Consider the following 25,821-nt stretch of genomic DNA (forward strand, 5'->3'; position numbering starts at 1 on the left):
GGGGCCTGTCATGCGCCGCTGGGGTACCGAACGTGTGGTTGGCCTGCATGATCCGCAGGTCAACGAACATCACCTGGAAACCACAGGTTTGCCGCCGGACAGTCGTCTGCGGCTGCTGAGCTTCAATATCCAGGTGGGCATCAGTACCGAGAAGTATCGGCATTATCTCACCCGTGGCTGGCAACACCTGTTGCCCCACAATGGGCGCGCCGGCAACCTGCAAAAGATCGGCAACCTGTTGAATGACTTCGACCTAGTTGCCCTGCAGGAAGCCGATGGCGGCAGCATGCGCTCCGGCTATATCAATCAGGTGGAGCACTTGGCCCAGCTGGGTGCCTTCCCTTATTGGTACCAGCAGCTTAATCGCAACCTCGGGCGTCTGGCGCAGCACAGCAATGGTGTGCTCAGCCGCTTGAAGCCTTCTGCCATCGAAGACCACCCGCTACCAGGCCCCAAGGGCCGGGGCGCTATCCTTGTGCGTTTTGGCGAGGGGCCAGAGGCTTTGGTCGTGGTGATGATGCACCTGGCGCTGGGTGCACGCACCCGGACCCTGCAATTGGCCTACATCCGAGAGCTGATTGGCAATTACAAACACCAGGTGCTGATGGGGGACATGAACACCCATGCCAGCGACCTGCTGCTGAATTCTCCGTTGCGCGACCTTGGCCTACTGGCACCGCAAGCCGAAGCTACGTTTCCCAGCTGGCGCCCGCAACGCTGTCTTGACCATATCCTGCTAAGCCCGACCCTCACACTCGAGAGTGTGCAGGTGCTGGCGCAGCCCATCTCCGATCACCTGCCGGTCGCGGTAGAGATTCGTCTGCCGGGTTCGCTCACGGCCGATGCATTCCCCGCGCTGAGTCCCGGCCCTCACGGACCCCTTGCATGAGCGACGACGCCCAGCGCTGGAAAGAGAAGTACCTTAAAAGCATCGAGCAACAGGAAAAGCTCGAACGTCGCTGGGCCGCCCGCCTTGACCTGCTGCGTCGTGGGCTCGTACGCAGTACGTTGGCGGCTGAGGGCACCGATCGCGTGGTTGACCAATGCATGAAGGAAATGCGCGACGTTGTCCGCACGGATGACATGGACGCCGCCCTCGCCGCGTTGCTGCCGCGTCTGGAAAAGGCCGTTCTTGAGTCAGAGCAGCGCCGCGAAACCCGGGTCGACCAGATCAGCACTGCGCTGACCTCCTTGGTCACGCAACTGCAAAAGCTGCCGTTGCCCCGTGAGGTCATCCGTCCGCTGAAGGCGTTTGCCAAGCAGTTGGACGGGCGCGTCGGCCAGGCACGTGAGATCCCGTTGTTGCTGAGCGAGTTGAGTGGCCTGCAAAGCCAGGCGCTGAATAACCTGGAGCCCGGCGGCGAAACCACGCGCGCAGGGCCTGGGCTCTTGCAGCGTCTGTTTGGTTCCAAGGATGTCGCGAACGAGGCGCTAGCAAACGAACCGGTCCCCATCCCGGCATCGCAAACCCCTGTGGCCAAGCCCGTCGCCGAGCCTCAGCAGCCCGAGCAGTCCGAGCAGTCCGAGCAGTCCGAGGAGCTGACGCAAGCCTTGCGCGCCTTTGCGCCACAGCCTCAAGAGCCGGTTGTCCTTGCAGTTGAATCGGATGCACCGGCAAAGGTTGCCGAGGCCTCCAGTGAAGCGTTCGTCTACGAGGCCGCCGCTCAAGCCGCTCCTATTGAAGCGCTCGCAGCGCCCTTGGCGCGTGTGGAGCCCGAGGTCGAACTTCAGGCAGAACAACTGGCGCCGGAAAGCGCCCTTGCCGCCTTCATCGAAACCCCCGAACCTCAGGTCGAAACCCCGGATAAAACTGTCATCGGCAGCCTGTCGCTCCCGCCTGTGCTGGAGGTCGAAGAGTCCGACCCCGACGAGCTGCAATCGGATGGCGCGTATTCCCTACCCGACTCGCCGGAGCCGTCCTACAGCTTCGTGGCCAAGCACATCGAAGACACCCTGCTCGGCCTGCTGGAAGAGCTGGCATTGCCCGAGCGCCATCGGCCCCAGGCCGAAGCCATGCGTGAGCGTCTGGCCCACGGCCTGAACTGGTACGAACTGCTGCCTATCCTCGACGACCTGGCAGTCTTGATGCTGGCGATCACCGACAGCGGCCAGCATGAGTTCGAGGCTTACCTTAAGCAGCTCAACGAGCGCCTCGAAGCGTTCCAGGGGCATTTACAGGTCGCCAGCGACGGCCACGCCGATAGCCGTTCCGCCGCCCGGGAACTGGACACGCAGATCCGCGAACAGGTCGACGGCCTGCAAAGCAGCGTGCAGGAAGCCGCCGACCTGGACAGCCTCAAGCACGTATTGGAAAGCCATCTCGAAGGCCTGTTAGGTACCATGGATGAGCACCAGCAGCAGCGCGATCAACGTGAGCAGGAAACGGCTGCACGTCTGAAGGGCCTGGCCGAACGGGTTGCCAATATGGAGCAGGAAGCCCAAGGCTATCGCGAGCACTTGGAGGTTCAACGCCAGAAGGCCCTGATCGATCCGCTCACCGGCTTGCCCAATCGCGCAGCGTGGAGTGAGCGCCTGGATCAGGAGGTCAACACTTGGCTCCAACGCGGCAACAACCTGTCGCTGGCGATGCTGGACCTGGATCACTTCAAGCGCATCAACGATGGCTACGGCCACCTGGCTGGCGACAGGGTGCTGAAAATCATCGCCACTGTGCTGCGCAAACGCCTGCGACCGACTGATTTTATCGCGCGCTTTGGCGGTGAAGAGTTCGTCTTGCTGATGCCTGACTCATCCTTGAAGGATGCCCTGGCGGCGGGCGAGGTGTTGCGCGCAGCGATTGAGGCGTGCCCGTTTCACTTCAAGGGCGAGCCGGTGACGATCACGGTCTCCATGGGCGTGGCGCAGTTCCAGCCGGCAGAGCGCAGTGACCTGGCGCTCAAACGCGCCGATGCGGCGCTATATCGGGCAAAGGCAGCGGGACGGAATCAGGTGCAGGCAGCCTAAAAAATGTTCCATTTTGTAATTTGACCGCCGGGCCACAACCGGTACGTTACACTGTTGCATTATCGTCTTCAGTGTAACGTCTTCCGCCATGAAATCCTTGTACTTTGCTTTTGTGTTCCTTCTGCTTGCGGGCTGCGCCAGCGGCCCTCGCCTGGACACCAACCACCCCTCGGTGAATCACGACAACCGCGTGCAGTTCGTGGTCGTCCATTACACCTCCACCAACCTTGAACGCTCCCTGGCATTGCTCACCCACGGCCAGGTCAGCAGCCACTACCTGATCGGCGACGATGCCTCCGCCACCATTTACAAGCTGGTAGATGAGAGCCAGCGCGCCTGGCATGCCGGGGAAAGCGAGTGGATGGGGCGCACCTGGCTTAACTCCAGCTCCATCGGTATCGAGATCGTGAACCCTGGCTACAAGGACACACCGACTGGCCGACTCTGGTACCCGTACTCTGAGGCGCAGGTGAAATCCCTGGTGGTCTTGCTCAAAGATATCAGTAAGCGCAACGGCATCGACCCCAAAAACATTATTGGTCACAGCGATATCGCACCGCTGCGCAAGTTGGACCCGGGCCCGCTATTCCCTTGGAAGCGCCTGGCTGCTGAAGGGCTGGGCGTATGGCCGGATGCCCAGGCTTTCGCGCGCTACCAGGTGCAATACGCCACCGAGCTGCCGAGCATCACCTGGTTTCAGGAAGAGTTGGCGCGTCTGGGCTACCAGGCACCCCAGACCGGAGAGCTGGATGTGGCCACGCGTCACGTGATCGCGGCGTTCCAGATGCATTTCCGGCCATCGCTATTTGACGGCGCGCCGGATGCGGAGAGTGCAGCGATCCTGCGAGCGTTGAACCACCGTTAAAGCGGTAACGCCATATAGAACTGAGTGCCTTGCCCCGGCCGCGAATACACGCCCATGCGGCCGCCGTGCAATTGCACGATCTCCTTGCACAGCGCCAGCCCCAGGCCGGCGCCGCCTTTCTTGCGGCCTACCTGGACGAAGGGCTCGAAGATCCGCCCCTGTTGCCCGTAAGCGATGCCTTCGCCGTTATCTTCGACGCTGACAATCACCCGCTCACCATGGCGGCGCGCATGCAGGCGAATCTGCCCGCCAGTGGCTGTATGGCGCAGGGCGTTACCCAGCAGGTTATCGAGCACCCGCTCCAGTTGTGCCTGGTCTGCATACAATCTGGGCAGGTCGGATTGAGTTTCTACCAGCAGTTCGACGTTTTGCGCTTTGGCTGGCTCGACGAAGCGCGCCCGGGCGTGTTCCAGCAGGTCAGTCACATCGCACGGCCCCAGCGTGAGTTTCTGCAGGCCGTTCTGGTACCGCGAGAAATTGAGCAGGTCGTTGATCAACTGCATCAGGCGCTGCATCTCTTCATTAACCGTGTCCAGCAGGTCCGCTTCACGGGACTCTGCGGGAAACTTCGCGCGTTCGCGGAACAGTCCGAATGCCATGTGCATGCCGGTCACCGGCGTACGCAGTTCATGGGAGGCGCGTAGTACGAACTCGCTGCGCACCCGCTCGAATGCCCGTTGTTCGGTGACGTCATGCAGCACCATCACCGCGCCGAGGATATGCCCCTCGGTATGGCTCACGGGGGTCAAGCTGTAGGTCAGCAGGCGCAGTTCGCCTTCGACTTCCACTTCCAGATCGTCCGGCGCCCGCTCCAGGTTACCGCCTCGCAATACCAGTTGCAGTTGCTCGTCCAGTTCCGGACGCACCAACGCCTCGCCCAGGCCCTGGCCGAGGCGTTCCTCGTCCCAACCTAATTGCCGCTGGGCGACAGGGTTGAGATGCTCCAGGCGGCCTTGGCGGTCGATCATCAGCAAGCCATCGTCGATGCTGTCGAGCACCGCTTGCAGGCGCTGCTGGCCCGCCAGCAGTTCATCGACATTGGTCGCCTGATGCTGGCGCAACGCTTCGGCCATGATGCCGAAGCGCCGGGTCAACAGGTTCATTTCCGCGGCAGAGGAGAGGGGCAGCGTCACCTCGAAATCGCCCTGCCCGATCTTGTCCGCCGCCTTGGCCAGGGCTTCGATCGGCCCGCCAAAACGCCTGGCAATGCCATGAGCCGTAATGAATCCGATGATCAGCACCGCGAGCCCCACCAATCCCAGAACGCCGGCGATCAGCAAGGCGCGCGCGCGGGACTTTTGTTCGCTGGCGCTGATGCTTTCCAGGGCGTGCTTGTGTTCGGCGATCAGGCCGTTACGCAGCACGTTGAAGGTTTCGTGGAGTTTTTCCTTGCTGCCCGGCGGCGGCGAAGCCTGCTGAGACTCATCGAAAGCCTCGAGGAAACTCAGGTAGTCCGCCTTGGCCTCGCTGAAGCCGCTTCCGGTGTGAGCTTGCCGCTCATGGGCAATCCCCTGGTCCAGCAAATCAAAGTAGCGTCCTTTCGAGGCTTCCAGGGCTTCCGGATTAGGTCGCGCCTCCAGCATCATCATCAACTGGTCGCCCAGGCTCTGACGCAGCTTGAGCCCCAAGTCGAGGGTAACGAAGTTGCTGCGAATTGAAGACTCCTGGGTCTTGGCCATTTGCATGACGCTGACCAAGCCCAGGATCAAACCTAGCAGGGCAACGGTGATCAGCGCGGAGATGCTCAGGAATAACCGAGTGCGCAGTTTCATCGCTAACTTCATAGGTTACAGCTCACAGGTTGTACTGTTTACGTTTGCGATACAGGGTCGACGCGTCGATACCCAGGGTGCGAGCCGCCTGGTCCAGGGTGTCGCTGGTCGCGAGGACGGCGCCGATGTGTGCCTTCTCCAGCTCGTCGAGGCTCAGCGCCGCACCGATACGCGGCGCATTGTTGGTCGGCTGCTCAGACATCCCGAGGTGGCTGATTTCGACCTTATCCTGGGGACAAATGATGCTGGCGCGTTCCACTACGTTGCGCAGCTCACGGATATTCCCCGGCCAGCGATAGTTGAGCAGCGCTTCGCGCGCTTCATCGCTGAAGCCGCGTGCAGGTCGGGCGTATTCCTTGACGAAGCGCGCCAGGAAACGGTCGGCCAGGGTCAGGATGTCTTCACTTCGCTCGCGCAGCGGCGGCAGGTGCAAGGTGATCACGTTGAGGCGATAGAGCAAGTCCTCTCGGAAGCGGCCGTCGCGCACCATGTCTTCCAGATTCAGGTTGGTGGCCGCGAGGATACGTACATCGGCACGACGGGTGACAGGGTCGCCCACACGCTCGTATTCCTTGTCTTGGATGAATCGTAGCAATTTAGGTTGCAACGTGAGTGGAAAGTCGCCGATCTCGTCGAGAAACAGCGTGCCGCCATCTGCTTGGTTGACGCGGCCCAAGGTGCTTTCACTGGCACCGGTAAAGGCCCCACGGCTATGACCGAACAACTCACTTTCCATCAGCTCTGCGGTCAGCGATGGGCAGTTAATGGTCACACAGGATTTCTTTGAGCGCTTGCTCCAGCCGTGAATGGCTCGCGCCAGCTCACCTTTACCGGTACCGGATTCACCCAGGATCAAGATGTTGGCATCTGTCCCGGCCACCTGGCGTGCGGTTTCCAGTACCACCATCATCGACGGGCTGTGGGAGTCGAGGCCATCTTTCGGTTGGCGCACTTCGCCTTCGAGGGCCTCGAGGCGCGCAGAGAGTTGACGCACTTCCAGTTGCTTGGCGGTGGCGAGGCGCAGTTGGTCGGGGCTGCAAGGCTTCACCAAGTAGTCGGCGGCGCCAGCCTGGATGGCATCAACAGCGGTGTCGACCGCCGAATGGGCGGTCACAATCACCACGCGCATCCAGGGCGCCTGGATCCGCATCTGGGCCAATACATCCAGGCCATTGTCTTCGCCCAGGCGCAAGTCCAGGAAGCACAGGTCGAACACCTGGCGCTGCATCAAGGTATCGGCCTGGGCAGCGCTGTTCGCGGTAGCCACTGTGTAGCCTTCATCTTCCAGGCAATAGCGGAAGGTGCGGAGGATCGCGGATTCGTCATCCACTAAAAGAATGCGGCCTTGAAGTTCCTTGGCTGATTCCATCTGTCCCGCGCTCCCTAAAAGTATGAATGATGGTGTTTAGTCCCGGAATAATCGGGCAAGTTGCATGGTTTATTCTGATTGATAAATGGCGACGTCGTGCAGGTATCTGCAACCCTGTCTAAAAAGCGCCGTCTGATGGCGTTTTCAAGCCGTCTTGCCACTTCGGCAACACACCTTGCGCTTTCTATCCCTTGATCCGACCGCTGGCCATCGTGCATTTCGCACGGCGCCAAGTAGGGGATCGTGCAGGATGCTGGGTTCATGGTGATCTATTAATAGATAACCTATTGATTTTGTTGATATTTATTTTGTAAAAAAACTGGCATGCGCTCTGCAATATCCCTCTCACGAATAATCAAAATGTGGGAGAACAGCAGCATGACTCGCCAAAGCCTTAGCCAATTGCGTGTATCGCCACTGCGCTTGCAGCAAGGGCTGTTTGCCAGCTTGGCGCTGATTGTCACGTTGATTGGTGTTCAGCAGTTGCAACATTGGCAGCAGAGTCAGCAGCAGGTTCCTCAGTTTGAGCGTCCGGCCATGACCCAGACCCATTTCCGTTCCGTTGGCAGCGTTGCTCCCAGCGCAACAGCCCCGCAATTGCGGATGGTTGACCAGGCGTCTTCCCTGAGTGAACTGCCATCCCAAGAGCGTTGGGTGTTCTAGGCAACACAAAGGCTACTCGTGTTGAGTGGCTGTACGGCACCACAGCTGTTACCTCTTAAAGAACGATAAGGAGAATCACCATGTTGAGTTGGGCAATCACATTTCTGATCATCGCCATTGTGGCTGCAGTCTTGGGCTTCGGTGGCATCGCGGGCACCGCGACGGGTATCGCAAAAATCCTGTTTGTGGTCTTCCTGGTGATGTTCATCGTTTCTTTCTTCTTTGGTCGTCGCGGCCGAGGCTGAAAATGACCACTCTGTCCTTCAAAGCCATTACTGCCGCCCTGCTTCTGGGCGGTAGCAGCTTGGTGATGGCCGCCAATGACGGCCAATCCCGAGCCAACGAATTGCTCAGCTCGGACCCGCAATACCGTGAAACCTGGCAAGGCGTGGTGAAGAAAGAAGAGCGTCTGCCAGAATGGGTATTGAACCTGTCGGGCACGGCCGAGCAAATGAATGCCGTGGAAGAAGACGGTGATAAGTATTTGGTTGGGCCGCTCTGCGAAACCGCTGACACGTGCCTGAACAAGCGCTTGATCGTTGCCTTCAGCTTCGACAAGGAAGATGCCTACGCCATGTTGGTTGAGGTCCCGGCCGGCCTGCCGGCGGACAAATCGCCCACGCGGCATGCCGACTACCGTTTTATCGGCAAGCCGGACGAAGGTATGCAGAAGCTCCTGATGGAGCAATTGAAGAAAGATCCGAATTGGTACTAGGTTCCGCCTGACGCGATGTCGTCTGCGGAGCTGGCGTCCACTGAAAGAAGCGCCTCGCTTCTTTCTGTCTGCACAGCACGCCAAGTGCTGTGCATGACCAAGGGGCCGGGTTGTGCTGATCAATCGCGATCGGCGTGACCTACGGGTACAGGGAGTGCCTGCGAAAGGGCCGGGTCAGGCGAAAGGCTGCGACGCAGGTTCACAAGCTTATGGCTTGCTGAATTTGCGGCGCGCTTATGACGTAAATGCTTTGCCTCTTTGCCCCTCTCCATATACCTGCCTATACCTTCCATAGTCGCAAATTTCCGTTCTGCTCGATCCCAACCATTTCTTAGTGTGTCGGCTCGACCATCTATCGAGAAAATTAATGTGGGCCTTTAAGGTATTTCTGACACTAAACAGCGGAATTCCCAAGTATTTATGGCAATGCTCGCGACACGTGCTGAATCTCTGCGCGAGCCGGGTTTGGCAGGTTCACGGCATGTTTGTCGGACAAAATGTCACATTTGAACTGACCGTTCGGACAGTTATTATGAAAAAAGACCATGCCGATTCGGCATAGGGTAGGCGTTTACGGCATTAGACGTCGCTCCCTTGCATGGGAATAGTTGCGCCTTTTTTCGCCTGCCAGTAAGCCATTTCGGCCACGCTGCGGTGACCTTCCATGGAGGCAGATGCACACACTTTTTCGCCCTCGGGCGTTGCAGCTGGCGCGTTTGCCTTAAGTTCACTTGAAGTAAGGGTAATGACATGAAGAAGGCAAAGCTAAGCCTCGCCTGGCAGATCCTCATCGGTTTGGTGCTGGGGATCGCAATCGGTGCTGTGCTCAACCATTTCAGCGCTGAAAAGGCCTGGTGGATCAGCAATGTGTTGCAGCCAGCGGGCGATATCTTTATCCGTCTGATCAAGATGATCGTGATCCCGATTGTGATCTCCTCGCTGATCGTCGGCATTGCCGGTGTCGGTGACGCGAAAAAACTCGGGCGTATCGGCGTCAAAACCATCCTTTACTTCGAAATCGTCACCACCATCGCCATCGTGGTTGGCCTGCTGCTGGCCAACCTGTTCCACCCGGGTGCTGGCATCGACATGAGTACCCTGGGTACCGTGGATATCTCCAAGTACCAGGCGACTGCCGCCGAGGTGCAGCATGAGCATGCGTTCATCGAGACCATCCTCAACCTGATCCCATCGAACATCTTCGCCGCCGTGGCCCGTGGCGAAATGTTGCCGATCATCTTCTTCTCCGTGCTGTTTGGCCTGGGCTTGTCGAGCCTCAAGCCTGAGCTGCGTGAGCCGCTGGTGACCCTGTTCCAGGGCGTGTCCGAGAGCATGTTCAAAGTTACCCACATGATCATGAAGTACGCCCCGATCGGCGTATTCGCACTGATCGCCGTGACCGTGGCCAACTTTGGCTTCGCCTCCTTACTGCCGCTGGCCAAGCTGGTGATTCTGGTTTACGTCGCCATCTTGTTCTTCGCTTTCGTGATCCTTGGCCTGATCGCCCGCCTGTTCGGCTTCTCGGTGGTCAAGCTGATGCGCATCTTCAAGGATGAGCTGGTACTGGCCTACTCCACCGCCAGCTCCGAAACCGTGCTGCCGCGCGTGATCGAGAAGATGGAAGCCTACGGCGCGCCGAAGGCTATTTGCAGCTTTGTGGTGCCGACGGGTTACTCGTTCAACCTCGACGGTTCGACCCTGTACCAGAGCATCGCGGCGATCTTCATTGCCCAGCTGTACGGCATCGACCTGTCGATCGGCCAGCAGCTGATGCTGGTGCTGACCCTGATGGTCACCTCCAAAGGTATCGCCGGCGTACCGGGCGTGTCCTTCGTGGTACTGCTGGCTACCCTGGGCAGCGTGGGCATTCCGCTGGAAGGCCTGGCGTTCATCGCCGGCGTCGACCGCATCATGGACATGGCGCGTACTGCGCTTAACGTGATCGGCAACGCCCTGGCCGTACTGGTCATCTCCCGTTGGGAAGGCATGTACGACGATGCCAAGGGCGAGCGTTACTGGAACTCCCTGCCGCACTGGCGCAGCAAGCAAGCGCTGCCGGTCGGCCAAGCCACGCGCAGCTGATAGCACGACGGCTCTTAAACAAACCCCGGAAAATTCCGGGGTTTGTCGTTTCTGCCAGCCCCGTTATCATTCGCCCCATTCTTTGGGGGGTTCAACTGATGCTCAATGGCCTGTGGCTTGGCTTCTTTGTCGTGGCAATGGTGTCAGCACTGGCGCAATGGCTGATTGGCGGTAATGCCGGGATTTTTGCGGCAATGGTCGAAAGCATTTTCGCCATGGCCAAACTGTCGGTGGAAGTGATGGTGCTGCTGTTCGGCACCCTGACGCTGTGGCTGGGCTTTTTGCGCATCGCCGAAAAAGCCGGGATCGTCGAGTGGCTGGCCAAGGCGCTGGGCCCGTTGTTTCGCCGCCTGATGCCTGAAGTGCCCGCCGGCCACCCCGCCATTGGCTTGATCACCCTCAATTTTGCAGCTAACGGCCTGGGCCTGGATAACGCGGCAACGCCCATCGGCTTGAAAGCGATGAAGGCATTGCAGGAACTCAACCCCATCCCCAATACGGCGAGTAACGCGCAGATCCTGTTCCTGGTGCTAAACGCGTCTTCGCTGACGCTGTTGCCGGTGACCATCTTCATGTACCGCGCGCAGCAAGGTGCTGCGGACCCGACGCTGGTGTTTTTGCCGATCCTGCTGGCGACCAGTGCGTCTACATTGGTGGGTCTGTTGTCAGTGGCGATCATACAGCGCCTGCGTCTGTGGGATCCGGTGGTGCTGGCCTATTTGATTCCGGGTGCATTGGTGCTGGGCGGTTTCATGGCGTTGCTGGCGACGCTGTCCGCCACCGCATTGGCTGGCTTGTCGTCGATCCTTGGCAACCTCACGCTGTTCGGCCTGATCATGCTGTTCCTAGTGATCGGCGCGCTGCGTAAGGTGAAGGTGTATGAGGCGTTCGTCGAAGGCGCCAAAGAAGGCTTCGATGTGGCCAAGAATCTGCTGCCGTACCTGGTGGCGATGCTGTGTGCCGTCGGCGTGCTGCGAGCATCCGGCGCGCTGGAGTTTGGTCTGGAAGGTATTCGCCACGTCGTGGCCTGGACCGGCATGGATACGCGGTTTGTGGATGCCTTGCCGACTGCCATGGTCAAGCCGTTCTCCGGCAGTGCCGCGCGGGCGATGCTGATCGAGACTATGCAAACCCAGGGCGTAGACAGCTTCCCGGCATTGGTGGCGGCGGCGATTCAGGGCAGTACCGAGACCACCTTTTACGTGTTGGCGGTTTATTTTGGTTCGGTGGGGATCCAGCGGGCGCGGCATGCGGTGGGATGTGCGTTGCTGGCGGAGTTTGCCGGCGTCGTGGCGGCGATTGCGGTGTGCTACTGGTTCTTTGGCTGAGGCTTAAACCCCTTTCGCAGGCAAGCCAGCTCTCACATTTGGATGCGTGAATACAGTCAAATGTGAGAGCTGGCTTGCCTGCGAAGAGGCCCTCAGCGTTTCGGTGCATTATTGCCCTGCGCAACCACCCAATCCACCACCTGCTTAGTCAGCTGATCCCCTGCCTGCCCAAACCCAGCCACCACGGCCGGCACTTTGGTGTCATTCACCGGCTGCCTCACCTCAAATCGTCGACTGGCAATTATCCGCTGATCGCTCCCCCGCACCAGCCGCGCATCCAGACGTATCACCACCTCTACCGCCCCGCCCCGGTACTCACTCTGGAATGCCTGCAATTGCCCGCCCAGCTCATAGTCGGCCTGCAGATTGGTTTCGTCGGTGCTCAATAACGTTACCCGCCCATCGCGCTGAAACCCGTCCAGCAGGCGATTGCGCAACAGCACCGGCGTCGGATCGCTCCAGCGCGAGTTCGCATAACTGCTGATCAGGTCGCCATTGGGCACCACGGCAATGCGCGGGCTGTCGAGAAATTCGCTGGTCTGCGGCTTGGTCACGCGCAGCGACCAGGCTACCGGGGTGCCCTGTGTGGTGGTCTGGGCCGAGGTCAGGCGATACACATCCGAAGGGTCGGCCTTGGGCAAAATCGAGCACGCGCTCACGAGCGCCAGGGCCACAGGGGCGATCATTTGGTAAGCACGCTTCATGGCGTGAACTCCTTGTTTTTGTCGCTGCCCAGCAGGTAGCCGCTGGGGTTGGCTTCCAAGCGGCGAGAGATGGCGCGCAGTGAGCCGAGGGTTTCGCGCAGTTCGCGCACGGCCGGTGCCAGTTCATTGAGGCCTTGCATGCCGCTGTTTACCGAACTCTTGTTGTCTGTCAGCAAGGTGTTGATGGTGGCGGTGCTCTGTTCAAGAGACTTCATGGCCTGCTCGGCGCTGCCAAAGGCTTGTTTGCCTTGATCGTTGAGCACGCCGTTGGCGTTGCGCATCAGCACTGTGGTTTGCTCCAGGGCGGCAGAGGCCTGCTTGCTCACTTGCATCAGTTGCTGCATCACCACCTTGATGTCGCCACGCTGGTCGGCAATCGACCCCGTGGTTTTTTCCAAGTGGTCCAATGTGTTGCTCAGGCGCTCGACATTCTGCGCGGAGAACATGTCGTTGGCGTTGTGCAGCAGCAGGTTGATGCTGGTCATCAAGTCGTTACTGTTATTGAGCAGGCGCGCGATGGGCGAAGGCGAAGCGATGATTTCCGGCAGGTTGCCGTCTTTGCCTTTGAGTTCGGGGCTTTGGGGCGTGCCGCCGCTGAGCTGGATGATCGAGGTGCCCGTAATACCGGTCAGTGCCAGTTTGGCCAGGGTGTCTTCCTTGATCGGCGTCTGGCCGGCCAGGCGGATGCGCGCGAGGACGCGGCGCGGGTCCTTGGGGTCCAGGCGCAGGCTGATAACGTCACCCACTTTGATGCCGCTGTACTGCACCGAACTGCCCTGGGAAAGCCCGCTGACGGCTTCGTTGAAGACCACTTCGTAATCCTGGAACGCGCTGTCGATGCTGGACTTAGCCAGCCACAGGCCAAACAGCATCGCGCCGACCACCACGATCACGCTGAACAGACCGATCATCACATGATGGGCTCGGGTTTCCATGTCATACCTCGTTAAGCGATTGAGCGGCATCCAATGCCGCGCGGCCCCGAGGGCCGTGGAAATATTCGTGAATCCACACGTTGTCCGTTTCCGAGACGACGTCGATGGCACCGGCGACCAGCACTTTCTTCTGTGCCAGCACCGCCACGCGGTCGGTGATGGTGTACAGCGTATCCAGGTCGTGAGTGACCAGGAGCACACTTAGGCCCAATGCATCGCGCAGGGTGAGGATCAGTTGGTCGAATTGCGCCGCGCCAATCGGGTCGAGGCCGGCGGTGGGTTCGTCGAGAAACAGGATGTCCGGGTCCAGCGCCAGCGCACGGGCCAGGGCCGCGCGCTTGATCATGCCGCCCGACAACGAGGCCGGGTATTTGTCGGCCGCCGACAGCGGCAGCCCGGCCAGGGCCAGCTTGACCGCAGCCAAGTGCTCGGCGTCGCGGCGGCTGAGGCCGGCGTGTTCAATCAGTGGCAGCGCGACGTTTTCGGTGACGGTCAGCGAGGAAAACAGTGCGCCCTTCTGGAACAGCACGCCGAAGCGTCGTTCCATCAGCGAGCGTTCGTGTTCCGAGAGATTGGGCAGGTTTTTACCGAATACCCGCACTTCACCTTCGCTGGGCCTGCGCAGGCCAACAATGCTGCGCAACAGCACCGACTTGCCGCTGCCGGACCCGCCGACGACCGCGAGGATCTCGCCTTGATACAAATCCAAGTCGAGGTTCTCGTGCACGCTCTGGCTGCCAAAGCGATTGCACAGCCCGCGCACTTCGATCACCGCCTCACTGGGCGCCCGGTGCAGACGACTCACCAGCCCATCTCCATGAAGAAAAGCGCAGCCACCGCATCCAGCACGATCACCACGAAAATCGATTGCACCACGCTGGAGGTGGTGTGAGCGCCGACCGATTCGGCACTGCCACTGACCTTGAAGCCTTCCAGGCAACCAATGGCGGCAATCAAGAAGGCGAAGATCGGTGCTTTCACCATGCCCACCAGGAAATGCTGCACACCAATGTCCGATTGCAGCAGCGAGAGAAACATCGCCGGCGATATATCCAACGCCACGGCGCAGACCACGCCGCCACCGACAATCCCGGAGAGCATTGCCAGAAAGGTCAGCATTGGCAATGACACCAGCAACGCCAGCACGCGCGGCAATACCAACAGTTCCATCGGGTCGAGGCCCAGCGTGCGGATGGCGTCAATTTCTTCATTGGCCTTCATTGAGCCGATTTGCGCGGTAAAGGCACTGGCTGTGCGGCCGGCGATCAAGATGGCGGTAAGCAACACGCCGAACTCGCGTAGGAAAGAGAACGCCACCAGGTCCACGGTAAAAATCGTCGCGCCAAAGCTCTTGAGCACCGTGGCGCCCAGGAACGCTACGACGGCGCCGACCAGAAAGGTCAGCAAGGCCACAATGGGCGCAGCGTCGAGGCCGGTTTGTTCGATGTGCGCGACCATCGGTGTGATGCGCCAGCGCTTGGGGCGGAAAATACCGCGAGCGAAGGTTTCGAGAATCAGGCCGATAAAGCCCAGCAGTTTTTTGCTGTCCTGCCAGACGGTGTCCACCGCCCGGCCGATGCGCGCCAGCAGCTGGATGCCGGTGGCTTCTTCCGGTGCTTTCTGCGGCACGCAAAAATCGTTCAGGGAGCGGTAGACGGTCTTCAACAGCGCGCGGTCGGCGGCTGACAGGCTGCAATCGGTCTGCTCGGCGGATTGCTCGATACGGGTCGGCCCCAGCAACTCCACCAGCAGCGAGGCGCCCGCGGTATCCAGCGCGCCGAGGCCATTGAGGTCGATGCGCGCGCCGGCATCGTATTGGCCGTCGAGCTTGTCCGACAGCTTCTTCAGGCTGGCATAGTGGGCAAGCGTCCAGTCCCCCGTAATCCTCAGCTGTGGCGGGGTGGTGGACGTATCGAGGTGGGCTGCGCCGGCGGTCGTACGGGTGGTCATAAGCTCCGAGCTTGTTTGGCTATCCACAATTCCTACGTAATAGCACGATACGTCCTACTTTGGATTGTCCGCTTGTGCTGTGTCGGTGACGTTGAAACGCAGTACGCCGATCACCTGCCCGTCTTCTGTCAAAACCTGCACTTGCCAGCGGCCTACCGAGTCGCTTGGGAAATTCTGTTTATGGGTCCAGGCGCGATAGCCCTCTTTGCGTCCGCCATGGATATCCAAGGCGATGCGGTCGACCTCTTTACCGTTGAACTTCCACACGTGGTAGATCCGTTCATCCAGCCCGCGTGGGGCGTTGATCGCGGTGTAGGCGTACAGCCCGCTGCTTCGCAGCTGCGCGGCGTTGACTTCCTTGAGGTCGTCGCCTGGCGTGCGGTCTTGCAGTTGGGTACTGATGGCGACTTCAGTCATCCACAACGTGGCTGGCGGTACCCAGCTGCGTAGGAACCATCCGGCGCAGCCTATGGCAGCGGTGACCCCGAGCAGCATCGCCCAGCCTTTGACGCTGCGTAGCGGCAGGCTTACCGCCAGGCTTGGAATCGACAGCGCCATCGCGACGCCGAGGGCCAGCTTGTAACTCTCGGCGGTGGTCAAGTGCAGGATGATCGGCAGTGCAGTGAGCAGAGCGGCGAATAGGGTGAAGGTGTGCAGCGCGAGGAACAGTGAACGTTTGGGCGCCAGCCATTTGTAATACAGCGGGTCAACAATCGACACCAGTGCCGCCGCACCGAGCAAGCCGGTAAAAATCGACTGGCCGCTGTTCCATGCTGTGGTGATAAAAAAGAACGGCAGCACAAAAAACAGACTTTCCTGGTGGATCATCTGTGTCGCGTAACGCAACAGGGGTTCGGGGATTTCGCGCTTGAAGACTTTGGTGAACAGCTGGGTAAAACTGTTTTCCAACATCAGCCACAGCCAGCTCACCAGCATGATCACGGCGATCCAACTCGCCATGCCTTGCTGGCGATCCACCAGGATGAAGCTGCACACACCCGAGATAAAACCGCCGAGTGCAATCACCCCTGGGTAGCGCTTCATCAGCTCAAGGATGCGGGTGATTATGCGGGTCAGGTTTAGCATTCGGCGGTTCGCAGTCTTTGTAGGGAAAAATCCGAGACAGAATAGCGTCTTAGCCCGTCGTCCGGTGCCCCATTACGCGATCCGTTTGCGATAAACCCGCACGCCAATCAACACAATGGCGATCAGCCCGAGTACACCGGCGCCGATCCAACTGAGTGCGTCATAGCTCAGCAGCGGTTTCTCGAAGCGCCAGTAGCCTGGCTGCTTGAGCACTTGGAGCATGGCTTGGTTGGTCTGGTCCAGGCTCACCGCCTTGATGCGCTTGACCGGGTCGCTGAAGCGGCCTTTGTTGTAATCGCCAGATGCACTCCAGTAGTAGTCGGCCAACGCGCTGTTGCCTTGCACGGCCCACGCCTGGCGCGCGATGGCAGCTTGTTGCAAGCGCGCGAATACCGCAGGGTCGAGGCCGTCCTTGAGCAGTTGCGCCTTTAGGTCCTGGAGTACCTGTTCGGCTTCGGGGAGGTTTTCCCGCTCAAGGTCGGCGTTCAGGCTGAGGAAGCCTACGCCGCCGAGTACTTCGCGCTCGCTCCAGGGGCCGTAGGACAAGCCGTGCTTGAGGCGCAGTTGGCGGTACAGCGCCCAGTCGAGGTAGTCCTTGAGCAAGTCGTAGGTTTCGTCATGCTGGTCGTCCAGCACCGGCTCGGGAAACAGCCAGTGCAGCTTGGCGCTGTCGCCCACCCAGCCGTGAATCAATTCGCGATGGCTGGCGGCGGCGTGCTGGATGTCGGGCAGCGCGGGGTGTTCAGTCGGCTCGACCGGGTCGAGTTGGCCATAGGTGCGTTCCAGATAAGCCGGTAGCAGTTTGTCGAGGTCGCCGACGATGATCAGCGTCATGTTGTTGGGCGCGTACCAGTTTTTGCGCAGCTTCTCTAATTGGTCGCGGGTCAGGTGATTGACCTCCGCACGTTCAGCACACTTGAGGCCAAGTTCAACGGCCAATTGATTACTGGCAGTGTGGCCCAGGTCCTGGCGGTCCAGCAGGCGTTGCAGGTGTGAATAGTGGCCGCCGTCTTCGCGCTCGACCACGTGTTTGGCGGCGTTGATGTTGGCGTCGGTCAGTTCCGTACGGGTGATGATCGCCAGCAGCAGGTCGAGCACCTTGCGCTGGTTTTGCGCGGGCGCTTCGATCACAAAGGTGGTGTCGGCATTGCTGGTGTAGGCGTTCCACTCGCCGCCCAGTGCCTGCATGCGGTCTTCCAGGTCACCTTCGCCGCCGCCGTCGATGCCGCTGAACAGCAAGTGCTCCAGCAAGTGCGGCAGCTCTTTGTCCTCGCAACTGAAGTCATCCAGCCCTACGCCCACCACCAGGCGAATCGCCACGTGCCCGCGCTCGGTGCCCGGTTTGAGCAGCAATTGCAGGCCGTTGGGCAAGGTGTAGCCCTCGACTTGCAGGCGGTCAAAGGCAAAGGCGTGGGCACAGCTCATGAACAGGCAAGCGAATAACAGGCGACGCATAACAAGCTTCCTGGCGAGTGAGGTCAGCTTTAACTGACTTCACGGGCCATCATCCGTTCAGGGCGAGTGTGTGATGTCGGCAATATCTTCGGCGGAGAGCGCGCCGGTGTCGGACGTTTCCAACACTACATAAGCACTGCTGCAAAACAACGAGTTCAAGCGTTTCATGTCGGCAATCAGTTCCAGATGCAGGGAACTGGTCTCCAGGCTCTGTACGATTTTGTGCTGAAGGCGGCTGACGTGGGCGTGGGCCAGACGGCGTTCCTGGGCGCGGAAACGGCGCTTCTCGCGCAGCAATTGGCGAGCGCTTTCCGGGTCCCCGCTGAGGAATACCGACAAGCCGAGGCGCAGGTTGGCGATCAGTTGGCCGTGCAGGCCGGTCAGTTCTTCCAGGCCCACTTCAGAGAATTGGCGGCGCTGGGAGGTTTTCTGCTGCTGGACTTTGCGTAGCATGCGTTCGATCAAGTCGCCGGCCAGTTTCAGGTTGATCGACAACTCAATGATCTCGGCCCAACGACGGCTGTCCTGTTCGCTGAGGTCTTCGCGGGGCATTTGCGCCAGGTAGAGTTTGATCGCGCTGTAGAGCGCTTCGACATCGTCGCTGAGGCTGCGCATTTCCTGGGTGATAGCGGTCTGTTTGCCGCGCAGTACTTCTTGCATCGAGGTCAGCATGTTGTCGATCAAGTCGCCCAGGCGCAGGGTTTCCCGGGCGGCGTTGGCCAGGGCCAGACTGGGCGTCGCGAGGGCGGTTGGGTCGAGGTGGCGTGGCTTGGCCTTGCCGTTGGCCTCCTGTTGTTCCGGAAGCAACCAGGCGCACAGCCGCGCCATCGGTCCGATGGTGGGCAACAGGATCAGGCAACGACTGACGTTGTAGAGCAGATGGAAGGTGATGACCATGCCTTGGGCGCTGTAGTCCAGGCCATCCATCCAAAGCACCAGTGGGTCGAGTACCGGGATGATCAGCAGCAGGCCGATCAATTTGTATAGCAAGCTGCCCAGGGCCACCTGGCGGCCGGCGGCGTTTTGCATGCTGGTGCTGAGGAAGGCCAGCACGCCGCTGCCGATGTTGGCGCCGATCACCAGGCCGATGGCCACGTGCAGGCCGATCACGCCGGCGCCGGCCAGGGTGGCGGTCAGTAGGACGGCGGCCAGGCTGGAGTAGGAAATCATCGCGAACAAGGCGCCGACCAGGGCGTCGAGCAGGATGTCGCCGGTTAACGAAGCGAACAGCACTTTCACGCCCTGGGCGTGGGTGATCGGCCCGGCGGCTTCGACGATCAGTTGCAGTGCGAGGATGATCAGCCCCAAACCGATCCCGACCCGGCCCAACTGCCCTGCCCGCGTCTGTTTGCGCGACAGGAAGAAAATCACCCCGAGAAAGATCAGCAGCGGTGACAGCCAAGACAAGTCAAAGGTCAGCACGCGCGCCATCAATGCTGTACCGACGTCGGCACCCAGCATGGTCGCCAGGGCGGGCATCAGGCCCATGAGGCCCTGGCCAACAAAGGAAGTCACCAGCATCGCTGTGGCGTTGCTGCTCTGCACCATGGCAGTCACCAGGATACCGGCGACAAATGCCAGCCAGCGCTTGGACATGTTCTGCCCGATGACTTGGCGCAAGTTGGAGCCGTAGACCCGCAGGATGCCGGTCCGGACGATGTGCGTGCCCCAGATAAGCAGGGTCACGGCGGAAAGCAGATTGAGCAAGGTCAGCATGCTCGGCCCCCCGTGTGGGTGTGCGCCAATCGACGCAAATGAGAATTGCCGCTGCCGTTTTACGTCTTGTAATTAAGCTGTAGTTGGCGAATGGGCTCTGCGCCAGCATCGCATAGCTAAAGTGGGGATTGAAACAAAACTGTCATGAAATCAGCTTTTTGCAGACGAGAAAAAAGGGCTCGAAAGCCCCTTTTTCAGCAGCGAGTCAGTTTTATTGACCCGGAATATCTTTGCGCAGTTTCACCGGATCCTGCTGTTTGCGCTTTTTCGCGATGGCGGTACGCATCTTGATGTTCACCGCTTCCACCGCCAGCGAGAACGCCATGGCGAAGTAGACGTAGCCTTTTGGCACGTGCACATCGAACGATTCGGCGATCAGCACGGTACCCACGACCAGCAGGAACGACAGCGCGAGCATCTTCAGTGACGGGTGCTTGTCGATGAATTCGCTGATGGTGCCGGCCGCCAGCATCATCACCAGCACTGCCACGACAATCGCCGCAACCATGACCGGCACATGGGAAACCATGCCGACTGCGGTGATCACCGAGTCCAGGGAGAACACGATGTCGATGATCGCGATCTGGATGATGGTGTAGATGAACTTGCCACCCTTGCCGCCTGGCTCTTCGTGGGTTTCGTCTTCACCTTCCAGCGCGTGGTACATCTCCTGGGAGCTTTTCCACAGTAGGAACAGGCCACCGAAGAACAGGATCAGGTCGCGACCGGAGATGCCTTGGCCGAAGACCACGAACAGGTCGTTGGTCAGTTGCATCACCCAGGTGATCGACAGCAGCAACAGAATGCGCGTGACCATGGCCAGCGCCAGGCCGAAGATCCGGGTGCGCGCCTGCATATGCTTAGGCATGCGGCTGACCAGGATCGAAATCATGATGATGTTATCGATACCCAGGACGATCTCGAGGGCCGTCAGGGTGAAGAAGGCAATCCAGATTTCCGGATTGGTCAGCCATTCCATGTGTATTCCTTTGAGCAAGTGTTAAACCGCGCAAGCTGCAGCGCCGCGCGGTGGGTGAGTCGGTACGATTATAGAGTGCTGAACAGCGGAAAAATCCCCATCAGCAATGCGGCGAACATTATGCACAGGCATACCAGCACTGCCCACTTCAGCGTGAAGCGCTGGTGATCGCCAAATTCGATACCGGCCAGGGCTACCAGCAAGTAGGTCGAAGGTACCAGCGGGCTGAGCAAGTGCACAGGCTGGCCAACAATAGACGCGCGGGCCATTTCGACGGCGGTGATGCCATAGTGGCTGGCGGCTTCGGCGAGCACTGGCAGTACGCCATAGTAGAACGCGTCGTTGGACATGAAGAAGGTGAACGGCATGCTGACCAGCGCGGTGATTACCGCCATGTACGGGCCCATCGCTTCCGGGATGACCGCCAGCAGGCTCTTGGACATGGCGTCGACCATGCCGGTACCGGAAAGAATGCCGGTGAAGATACCGGCGGCGAAGATCAGTCCCACCACCGCCAAGACGCTGCCGGCGTGGGCGGCGACGCGGTCTTTCTGCTGTTGCAGGCACGGGTAGTTGACGATCATTGCGATACTGAACGCCACCATGAACAGCACCGGCAGTGGCAACAGACCGGCGATCAGGGTGCACATCAGCGCCAGGGTGAGCGCGCCGTTGAACCAGATCAGTTTCGGCCGGCGGGCATCCGGGAATTGCGACACGCTGATTTCACTGTGGTCGATCTCGTCACCTTGCAGGTGCAGTTCACCCAAGCGCGCACGTTCGCGCTTGCCGTACATGTAGGCGATCACCAGGATCGCGACCACGCCGGCGGCCATGGCCGGGATCATCGGCACGAAAATATCCGAGGGGTCCACGTGCAGCGCACTGGCGGCACGGGCGGTTGGGCCACCCCAGGGGGTCATGTTCATCACGCCGCCGGCGAGAATGATCAAGCCGGCCATGATCCGCGGGCTCATGCCGATGCGCTGGTACAGCGGTAACATGGCGGCCACGCAGATCATGTAGGTGGTGGCGCCGTCACCGTCGAGGGACACCACCAGGGCTAACACAGCGGTGCCGACGGAGACTTTGAGCGGATCACCCTTGACCATCTTGAGGATCTTGCGCACGGCCGGGTCGAACAGGCCGGAGTCGATCATCAGGGCAAAGTAGAGGATGGCAAACATCAGCATCACGCCGGTCGGCGCGAGCTTGGTAATGCCTTCGAGCATCATCGGGCCGATCTTCGGTGCGAAGCCGCCGAACAGCGCGAACAGGATTGGCACGATGATCAACGCGATCAGCGCGGACAGGCGCTTGGTCATGATCAGGAACATGAACGTGATGACCATGGCAAAGCCAAGGAAAGTCAGCATAGGAATACTCCAGGCGTAGCGCGGCTAGGGAATGGCGAACCGGTGGGGGTCAGCGCAGAACGAAAGGCACGAGGCGTACGGGTGGAGTTGGGGCGAACAGGCGGGTACGGGCGGACATCGGGAATCACCATTGTTGTTGTGTACAGCCGGTCTGTTGCCGGCAGTTGGAGGTGATCCTAGTCGCGAAAGCTTTCAGCCAGCTTTCGCTGATAAAACAGGTGATGGAGGCCAGACATACGGTTTTCAGGTTTACACAGATCAAATGTGGGAGCTGGCTTGCCTGCGATTGCATCACCTCGGTTCAACTGAACGACCGAGGTGTCTGCATCGCAGGCAAGCCAGCTCCCATATTTGAAAGGTGTCTGCCGCGAGTTTTTCAGGGCAGCTCCAAGCCGCCCGCCGCTTTATGCAATGCCCGCAAATGCTCGCCCACCTGCTTGAGGTTGGCTTCGCACGCAGCAATTTCGGCGGAGCGGGAAGGCTCCAGCAGCGCCCTCACCTCTTTATCCAATTCGCCGGTCAGCGATTGCAGTTGCTTCTGGCGCTCGGCACTTTCCGATTCCAGGCGCTTGGATTCCGACGGTTGCGGCAGGCCGTAGCCACCGCTGCCCAGCAGCTCCGCCGGGCGGCTGAGGAAGCCGCTGTTGGCGAGGATCTGTTGCAACGTGGCGTTGGCTTTCTCCATGCCACCGTTTTTCAGCTCGCGAGCGCCGAGGTAGCGTTGTTTGACCTCGTCCTGGGCCAGCATCAACTGTTTACGAAAGCTCGCCTGCTCCAGCAGCAACAACGCGGCGCTGGTGCGCAGGTCGGCCTGGCCGAACCACTGGCGACGTTCCTCTGCGCTGAGAGACAGCCAATCTTCGACCTGGGTTTGTTTGATCGGCAGGTGTTTGCGCAGCACATCGAACATCGCTTGGTAACGCTCGCGGAACGAGTCGAAGTGATAGCCCAGGCGCAGGGCCTTGCGCTTGTCGTCCAGTACAGTTGTGTCGGCCAGGCCGCGAGCGCTCAGGACCTCCAGCAAACCATTGGGGGTGATGTTATCCAGGCCGGTCAGTTGTGGGTTGGCGCTGCCGCTGCGTAACAGCTTGAGGCTTTCCACTGCGCAGTTGTTGGAAATGAAGAAGTAGTTGCCGTCGTAGCTCCAGTGCATTTCGGCGGCATGTTCGACAGTGTCGTTGATTTCCTGGCGGGTCAGTTTCAACGGTACAGAGGCCAAGCCGCGCAACTCGGTCTTGGTGTACTCGTCGATCACTTGTGCCAGCGGCAGTACAAACAGTCGCGATGGGTACTTGCCGACCAGGCCATCCCAGCTCGACAACTGTACATCACCGACAAAAGCGCGGTAGGACAACACCAGATGCTGGTCCAGGTCCAGCCGACAATCCGGCCCTCGCGGGCGCCCCGGCGCGCAAATCACCAGGCGCAGCATGCTGTGACCCCAGCGACTGACCAGGTTCTGGTTGGCCTCGGCCAGCAGGTAGTCAATTTCGTACACGCGCTCCGGGTCGACATGGCCCAGCGGTGTCTTGGCGAAGTCGTTGCCGGCGTTCAGGAATGCGTAGCTCTTGGCGCAGGTGTCTTGTTCGGGCGGGGCCCAGCCGAAGTGTTCCTTGTAATAGCGGAACAGTGAGGGGCGGCGGCAGGCGTAGCTCGGGTCAAGGAGGAAGTACTCCATATTGACGGCCACAAATTCCAGCGGGCTGGTGGTTTCGTAGATGTCCGGGCTGCGGGCGACCTGGTGATTGTTCTGCTCACGCTCGCCGCGACGGCCAACGTATTGCGGCCAGCCGGCAAGGTCCAGCAGGCGTGGGTCATCGCTGAGGGTAAAGCGTCGGCCATTCTGGCCACGGCATTGATCAGGCAGACCGATGAGGCCGGTGAGGTTGTTCTGGCGGCTGCAACGATTGATCAGCGCACGGTCTTCTTTGGACCACAGGCGCGCACGGTCATAGATGTGGGTCAGTTCATGCAGCACGGTGGCGAGCATTTCCCGGCGCACAGTGCCGTGGGGGCGATTGGTTTTTTGGGTGGCGGCGCTGCCGTCGGTGAGGCTGGCGAGCAGGTTGCCGTTGAGGTCCAGCTCGGACACCAGGGAGGCTTGGCCATAGGCGTTTTCGGGCATCTTGTCGGTCCAGCCAACATCGATGCGACGGTCCAACTGCTTGATAAAGCGCGGCGGCAAAGAGCGCATCGCTTCGTCGAGCAATGCCTGGCTGGCCTCTTGTTCAGCGGGGCTCAAGCCCTCGGTCTTGAGCCGCAGTTGCAGGCTGGCCTGGGCCGCGCTGGCACACAGCAGCACAGCCCCGGCCAGGAGCCAGGCGGCGATTCGCCTCACAGTGCGAGGATAGCTTCAGCAAGCGTCTGGTCACTGGCGTCACGGGCTTCGGGCAAGCGTGTGCGCAGGGTGTCGAAGGCGGCTTCCAATCGCGCGCCACGGATCTCGCCGTTGGTAGCCACGAAACTGGCGGCGTCATCGTGGGCTTCGCGCACCACTTTGGAATCGCGGATGGAGGTGGTGGTGTCCGAGGTGAAATCAATGGTGCGGCCAGAGGCGCGAACAATGATGTTACTGGTGGCAACCAGGGTATGCGCCTGGGCAACGTCGGCCAACAACAGCAGGCCAAGGGTGGCGGCGATCAGCGGGCTACGCATGGAATAACTCCAAATACAAAGATGGAAATACAAAGATGATTATTGGACGAGAATTGCTTGCGCCAGTTCAAGGTCGCTGGCGTTAAGTTTTGGTTCGTTACGGCGCAGGTAATCCAGCGCCGACTCCAGCCGTGCACCCCGCCATTGCCCGTCTGTGGCAATAAACGCGGCAGCGTCGTCCTGGGCGGCCATTATCACTTTTTTGTCGAAGGGTGCAGAGGTCACTTTGCTGGTGGCGTACGCGCTGGCGACTGTGCTCTGAGTGGTCAGGTCAAAGGCCGAAGACAGTGGCGACCAGCCGGCGGAAAATATCAAAGGGACTATTAAAAGGCGGTATGAAAAAGCCATGGGACTCGACTACTGAAAGTGAGCGCCAAGGCTAGCGCAATGCCCAGGCGAGAGCCAGCGCCCAGGCATCCGTCCTGTCGTCAGATAGACAGGATGGCCTGGGCCAGTTGGGCGTCAGTCGCGGTGTTCAGTTGCGGAGCCTGTTGGCGAATCTGCGCCAGGGCGCTTTCCAGTTTTACCCCACGAATGGCGCCTTCGCTGGCGACAAAGCTGGCGGCGTCGTCACGAGCGGCGCGCACGACCTTATTGTCACGCAGGGACGAAGTGGCATCGGAGCTGGCGTCGGAAGTGGCCTTCAGCGCGCCGACGATGGAGTCGGTGGTCACGATGAAGCTGGTCGCATTGGCATTGGCAGCCAGGGCCAACAGGGCAGCAGCACTCAGCAGGCGAAGACGGGACATGGGGTGACTCCTGTAGATGAACGGATAAGGTGGCGCAGGGCAACCATTCTGGATCAGACGCTCGTGCTAGGCGGTTCGCCACGTATTGAGTGGATATTAAGCCGACACTTATCCGTTCGGGAAGCGCCTTGACTGCCTAGTCACGCCAGAATGGCTTGGACAGCTCAGCCATTTGGTCGCCATGGCTGATACCGAGATCCGACAGCTCCCGACCATCAAGCCGCGACAGCTGGCGTCGTTCGTAGGTGCGGCGCATCCATTTAGCGAGGATGGAGGTTGTCTGGTGCAAGAGCCGCTTATAAAGAGGGGACGGCTTATCCATGGCGGTTACTTTTCATGAGGTCTGAAACACCATGTTGGGCAAGCCGTTGCGACCGGTACAGATAAACCAAGACTAAATTGTACTGCTTAACTGGTATATTTTTTAAACTGTACCTATCGGTATGAAAGGCTTCTGT

The 25,821-nt window shown here is 59.9% G+C and carries 24 protein-coding genes; 8 read left to right on the top strand and 16 right to left on the bottom strand.

Annotation, left to right across the window (positions count from 1 at the left end; genetic code table 11):
- Window positions 1–10 precede the first annotated feature (10 nt).
- The 3 genes from AACY44_RS07260 (at window position 11) to AACY44_RS07270 (ending at window position 3,829) form a co-directional block, all read left to right on the top strand.
- The gene (locus AACY44_RS07260; RefSeq protein ID WP_339419176.1) at window positions 11–889 is read left to right on the top strand and encodes an endonuclease/exonuclease/phosphatase family protein; all 879 of its coding nucleotides are present in this window, start codon (window positions 11–13) and stop codon (window positions 887–889) included.
- Window positions 886–2,964 (top strand): GGDEF domain-containing protein, encoded by a 2,079-nt coding sequence (locus AACY44_RS07265; protein ID WP_339529985.1) that lies wholly within the window; start codon window positions 886–888, stop codon window positions 2,962–2,964. The genes AACY44_RS07260 and AACY44_RS07265 overlap by 4 nt, the downstream gene beginning before the upstream one ends.
- 88 nt (window positions 2,965–3,052) lie before the next feature.
- Window positions 3,053–3,829, top strand: a complete 777-nt coding sequence (locus AACY44_RS07270; protein WP_339438462.1) for an N-acetylmuramoyl-L-alanine amidase — start codon at window positions 3,053–3,055, stop codon at window positions 3,827–3,829.
- On the opposite strand, the gene AACY44_RS07275 is transcribed toward AACY44_RS07270, so the two are convergent.
- Both AACY44_RS07275 and algB read right to left on the bottom strand, forming a co-directional pair.
- Window positions 3,826–5,613 carry an ATP-binding protein gene (locus AACY44_RS07275; protein ID WP_339419171.1) on the bottom strand — a complete coding sequence of 596 codons (1,788 nt, stop codon included), beginning with the start codon at window positions 5,611–5,613 and terminating at the stop codon, window positions 3,826–3,828. The genes AACY44_RS07270 and AACY44_RS07275 overlap by 4 nt on opposite strands.
- A gap of 10 nt (window positions 5,614–5,623) precedes the next feature.
- Window positions 5,624–6,970, bottom strand: coding sequence for a sigma-54-dependent response regulator transcription factor AlgB (gene algB / locus AACY44_RS07280; RefSeq protein ID WP_339419169.1), 1,347 nt, complete (start codon window positions 6,968–6,970; stop codon window positions 5,624–5,626).
- A gap of 378 nt (window positions 6,971–7,348) precedes the next feature.
- Between algB and AACY44_RS07285 the strand changes: the two genes are divergently transcribed.
- The 5 genes from AACY44_RS07285 to AACY44_RS07305 all read left to right on the top strand — a co-directional run bounded on the left by AACY44_RS07285 (window position 7,349) and on the right by AACY44_RS07305 (window position 11,758).
- Complete coding sequence (locus AACY44_RS07285) at window positions 7,349–7,633, top strand: hypothetical protein (protein ID WP_339419167.1); 285 nt, start codon at window positions 7,349–7,351, stop codon at window positions 7,631–7,633.
- Between the two features lie 80 nt (window positions 7,634–7,713).
- Entirely contained in the window at window positions 7,714–7,878 is a 165-nt protein-coding gene (locus AACY44_RS07290; protein WP_084378456.1) for a DUF1328 domain-containing protein, read from the top strand.
- Between the two features lie 2 nt (window positions 7,879–7,880).
- On the top strand, window positions 7,881–8,348 hold the full coding sequence (locus AACY44_RS07295; protein WP_339419162.1) for an inhibitor of vertebrate lysozyme family protein: 468 nt from the start codon (window positions 7,881–7,883) through the stop codon (window positions 8,346–8,348).
- A gap of 750 nt (window positions 8,349–9,098) precedes the next feature.
- Window positions 9,099–10,430, top strand: coding sequence for a glutamate/aspartate:proton symporter GltP (gene gltP, locus AACY44_RS07300; RefSeq protein ID WP_339419160.1), 1,332 nt, complete (start codon window positions 9,099–9,101; stop codon window positions 10,428–10,430).
- A gap of 98 nt (window positions 10,431–10,528) precedes the next feature.
- Window positions 10,529–11,758, top strand: a complete 1,230-nt coding sequence (locus AACY44_RS07305) for a nucleoside recognition domain-containing protein (RefSeq protein ID WP_339438463.1) — start codon at window positions 10,529–10,531, stop codon at window positions 11,756–11,758.
- Window positions 11,759–11,850: 92 nt separating this feature from the next.
- On the opposite strand, the gene AACY44_RS07310 is transcribed toward AACY44_RS07305, so the two are convergent.
- From AACY44_RS07310 to AACY44_RS07375, 14 genes are all read right to left on the bottom strand, one after another.
- Window positions 11,851–12,462: an ABC-type transport auxiliary lipoprotein family protein gene (locus tag AACY44_RS07310; RefSeq protein ID WP_339419158.1), complete on the bottom strand. Its 612-nt coding sequence runs from the start codon at window positions 12,460–12,462 to the stop codon at window positions 11,851–11,853.
- Window positions 12,459–13,397, bottom strand: a complete 939-nt coding sequence (locus AACY44_RS07315; protein ID WP_339438466.1) for an MlaD family protein — start codon at window positions 13,395–13,397, stop codon at window positions 12,459–12,461. Before AACY44_RS07315 ends, AACY44_RS07310 begins: the two co-directional genes overlap by 4 nt.
- Before the next feature lies 1 nt (window position 13,398).
- Window positions 13,399–14,202 (bottom strand): ABC transporter ATP-binding protein, encoded by an 804-nt coding sequence (locus AACY44_RS07320; RefSeq protein ID WP_445261120.1) that lies wholly within the window; start codon window positions 14,200–14,202, stop codon window positions 13,399–13,401.
- Window positions 14,199–15,347: an ABC transporter permease gene (locus AACY44_RS07325; protein ID WP_339419155.1), complete on the bottom strand. Its 1,149-nt coding sequence runs from the start codon at window positions 15,345–15,347 to the stop codon at window positions 14,199–14,201. The genes AACY44_RS07320 and AACY44_RS07325 overlap by 4 nt, the downstream gene beginning before the upstream one ends.
- Before the next feature lie 54 nt (window positions 15,348–15,401).
- Window positions 15,402–16,433: a DUF5924 family protein gene (locus AACY44_RS07330; RefSeq protein WP_339506619.1), complete on the bottom strand. Its 1,032-nt coding sequence runs from the start codon at window positions 16,431–16,433 to the stop codon at window positions 15,402–15,404.
- A 72-nt stretch (window positions 16,434–16,505) separates the two neighbouring features.
- Window positions 16,506–17,888, bottom strand: a complete 1,383-nt coding sequence (locus AACY44_RS07335; RefSeq protein WP_339529989.1) for a M16 family metallopeptidase — start codon at window positions 17,886–17,888, stop codon at window positions 16,506–16,508.
- 57 nt (window positions 17,889–17,945) lie between these two features.
- Entirely contained in the window at window positions 17,946–19,604 is a 1,659-nt protein-coding gene (locus AACY44_RS07340; RefSeq protein ID WP_339493789.1) for a Na/Pi cotransporter family protein, read from the bottom strand.
- Between the two features lie 211 nt (window positions 19,605–19,815).
- Window positions 19,816–20,583: a TerC family protein gene (locus AACY44_RS07345; protein ID WP_049710720.1), complete on the bottom strand. Its 768-nt coding sequence runs from the start codon at window positions 20,581–20,583 to the stop codon at window positions 19,816–19,818.
- Between the two features lie 68 nt (window positions 20,584–20,651).
- Window positions 20,652–21,959: a CitMHS family transporter gene (locus tag AACY44_RS07350; protein ID WP_339419150.1), complete on the bottom strand. Its 1,308-nt coding sequence runs from the start codon at window positions 21,957–21,959 to the stop codon at window positions 20,652–20,654.
- A gap of 376 nt (window positions 21,960–22,335) precedes the next feature.
- Complete coding sequence (locus tag AACY44_RS07355; protein WP_339436874.1) at window positions 22,336–24,297, bottom strand: DUF7844 domain-containing protein; 1,962 nt, start codon at window positions 24,295–24,297, stop codon at window positions 22,336–22,338.
- The gene (locus tag AACY44_RS07360; RefSeq protein WP_049710717.1) at window positions 24,294–24,614 is read right to left on the bottom strand and encodes a DUF2388 domain-containing protein; all 321 of its coding nucleotides are present in this window, start codon (window positions 24,612–24,614) and stop codon (window positions 24,294–24,296) included. Before AACY44_RS07360 ends, AACY44_RS07355 begins: the two co-directional genes overlap by 4 nt.
- Window positions 24,615–24,653: 39 nt before the next feature.
- Window positions 24,654–24,962 carry a DUF2388 domain-containing protein gene (locus tag AACY44_RS07365; RefSeq protein WP_339419144.1) on the bottom strand — a complete coding sequence of 103 codons (309 nt, stop codon included), beginning with the start codon at window positions 24,960–24,962 and terminating at the stop codon, window positions 24,654–24,656.
- A gap of 80 nt (window positions 24,963–25,042) precedes the next feature.
- A complete protein-coding gene (locus AACY44_RS07370) occupies window positions 25,043–25,363 on the bottom strand; it encodes a DUF2388 domain-containing protein (RefSeq protein WP_339419142.1) in 321 nt (106 codons plus the stop codon).
- A gap of 136 nt (window positions 25,364–25,499) precedes the next feature.
- Window positions 25,500–25,685, bottom strand: coding sequence for a DUF1127 domain-containing protein (locus AACY44_RS07375; RefSeq protein ID WP_339419140.1), 186 nt, complete (start codon window positions 25,683–25,685; stop codon window positions 25,500–25,502).
- Window positions 25,686–25,821 lie beyond the last annotated feature (136 nt).

It is taken from the genome of Pseudomonas sp. RA_15y_Pfl1_P11, from assembly GCF_963970975.1.
Taxonomy (GTDB): domain Bacteria; phylum Pseudomonadota; class Gammaproteobacteria; order Pseudomonadales; family Pseudomonadaceae; genus Aquipseudomonas; species Aquipseudomonas tritici.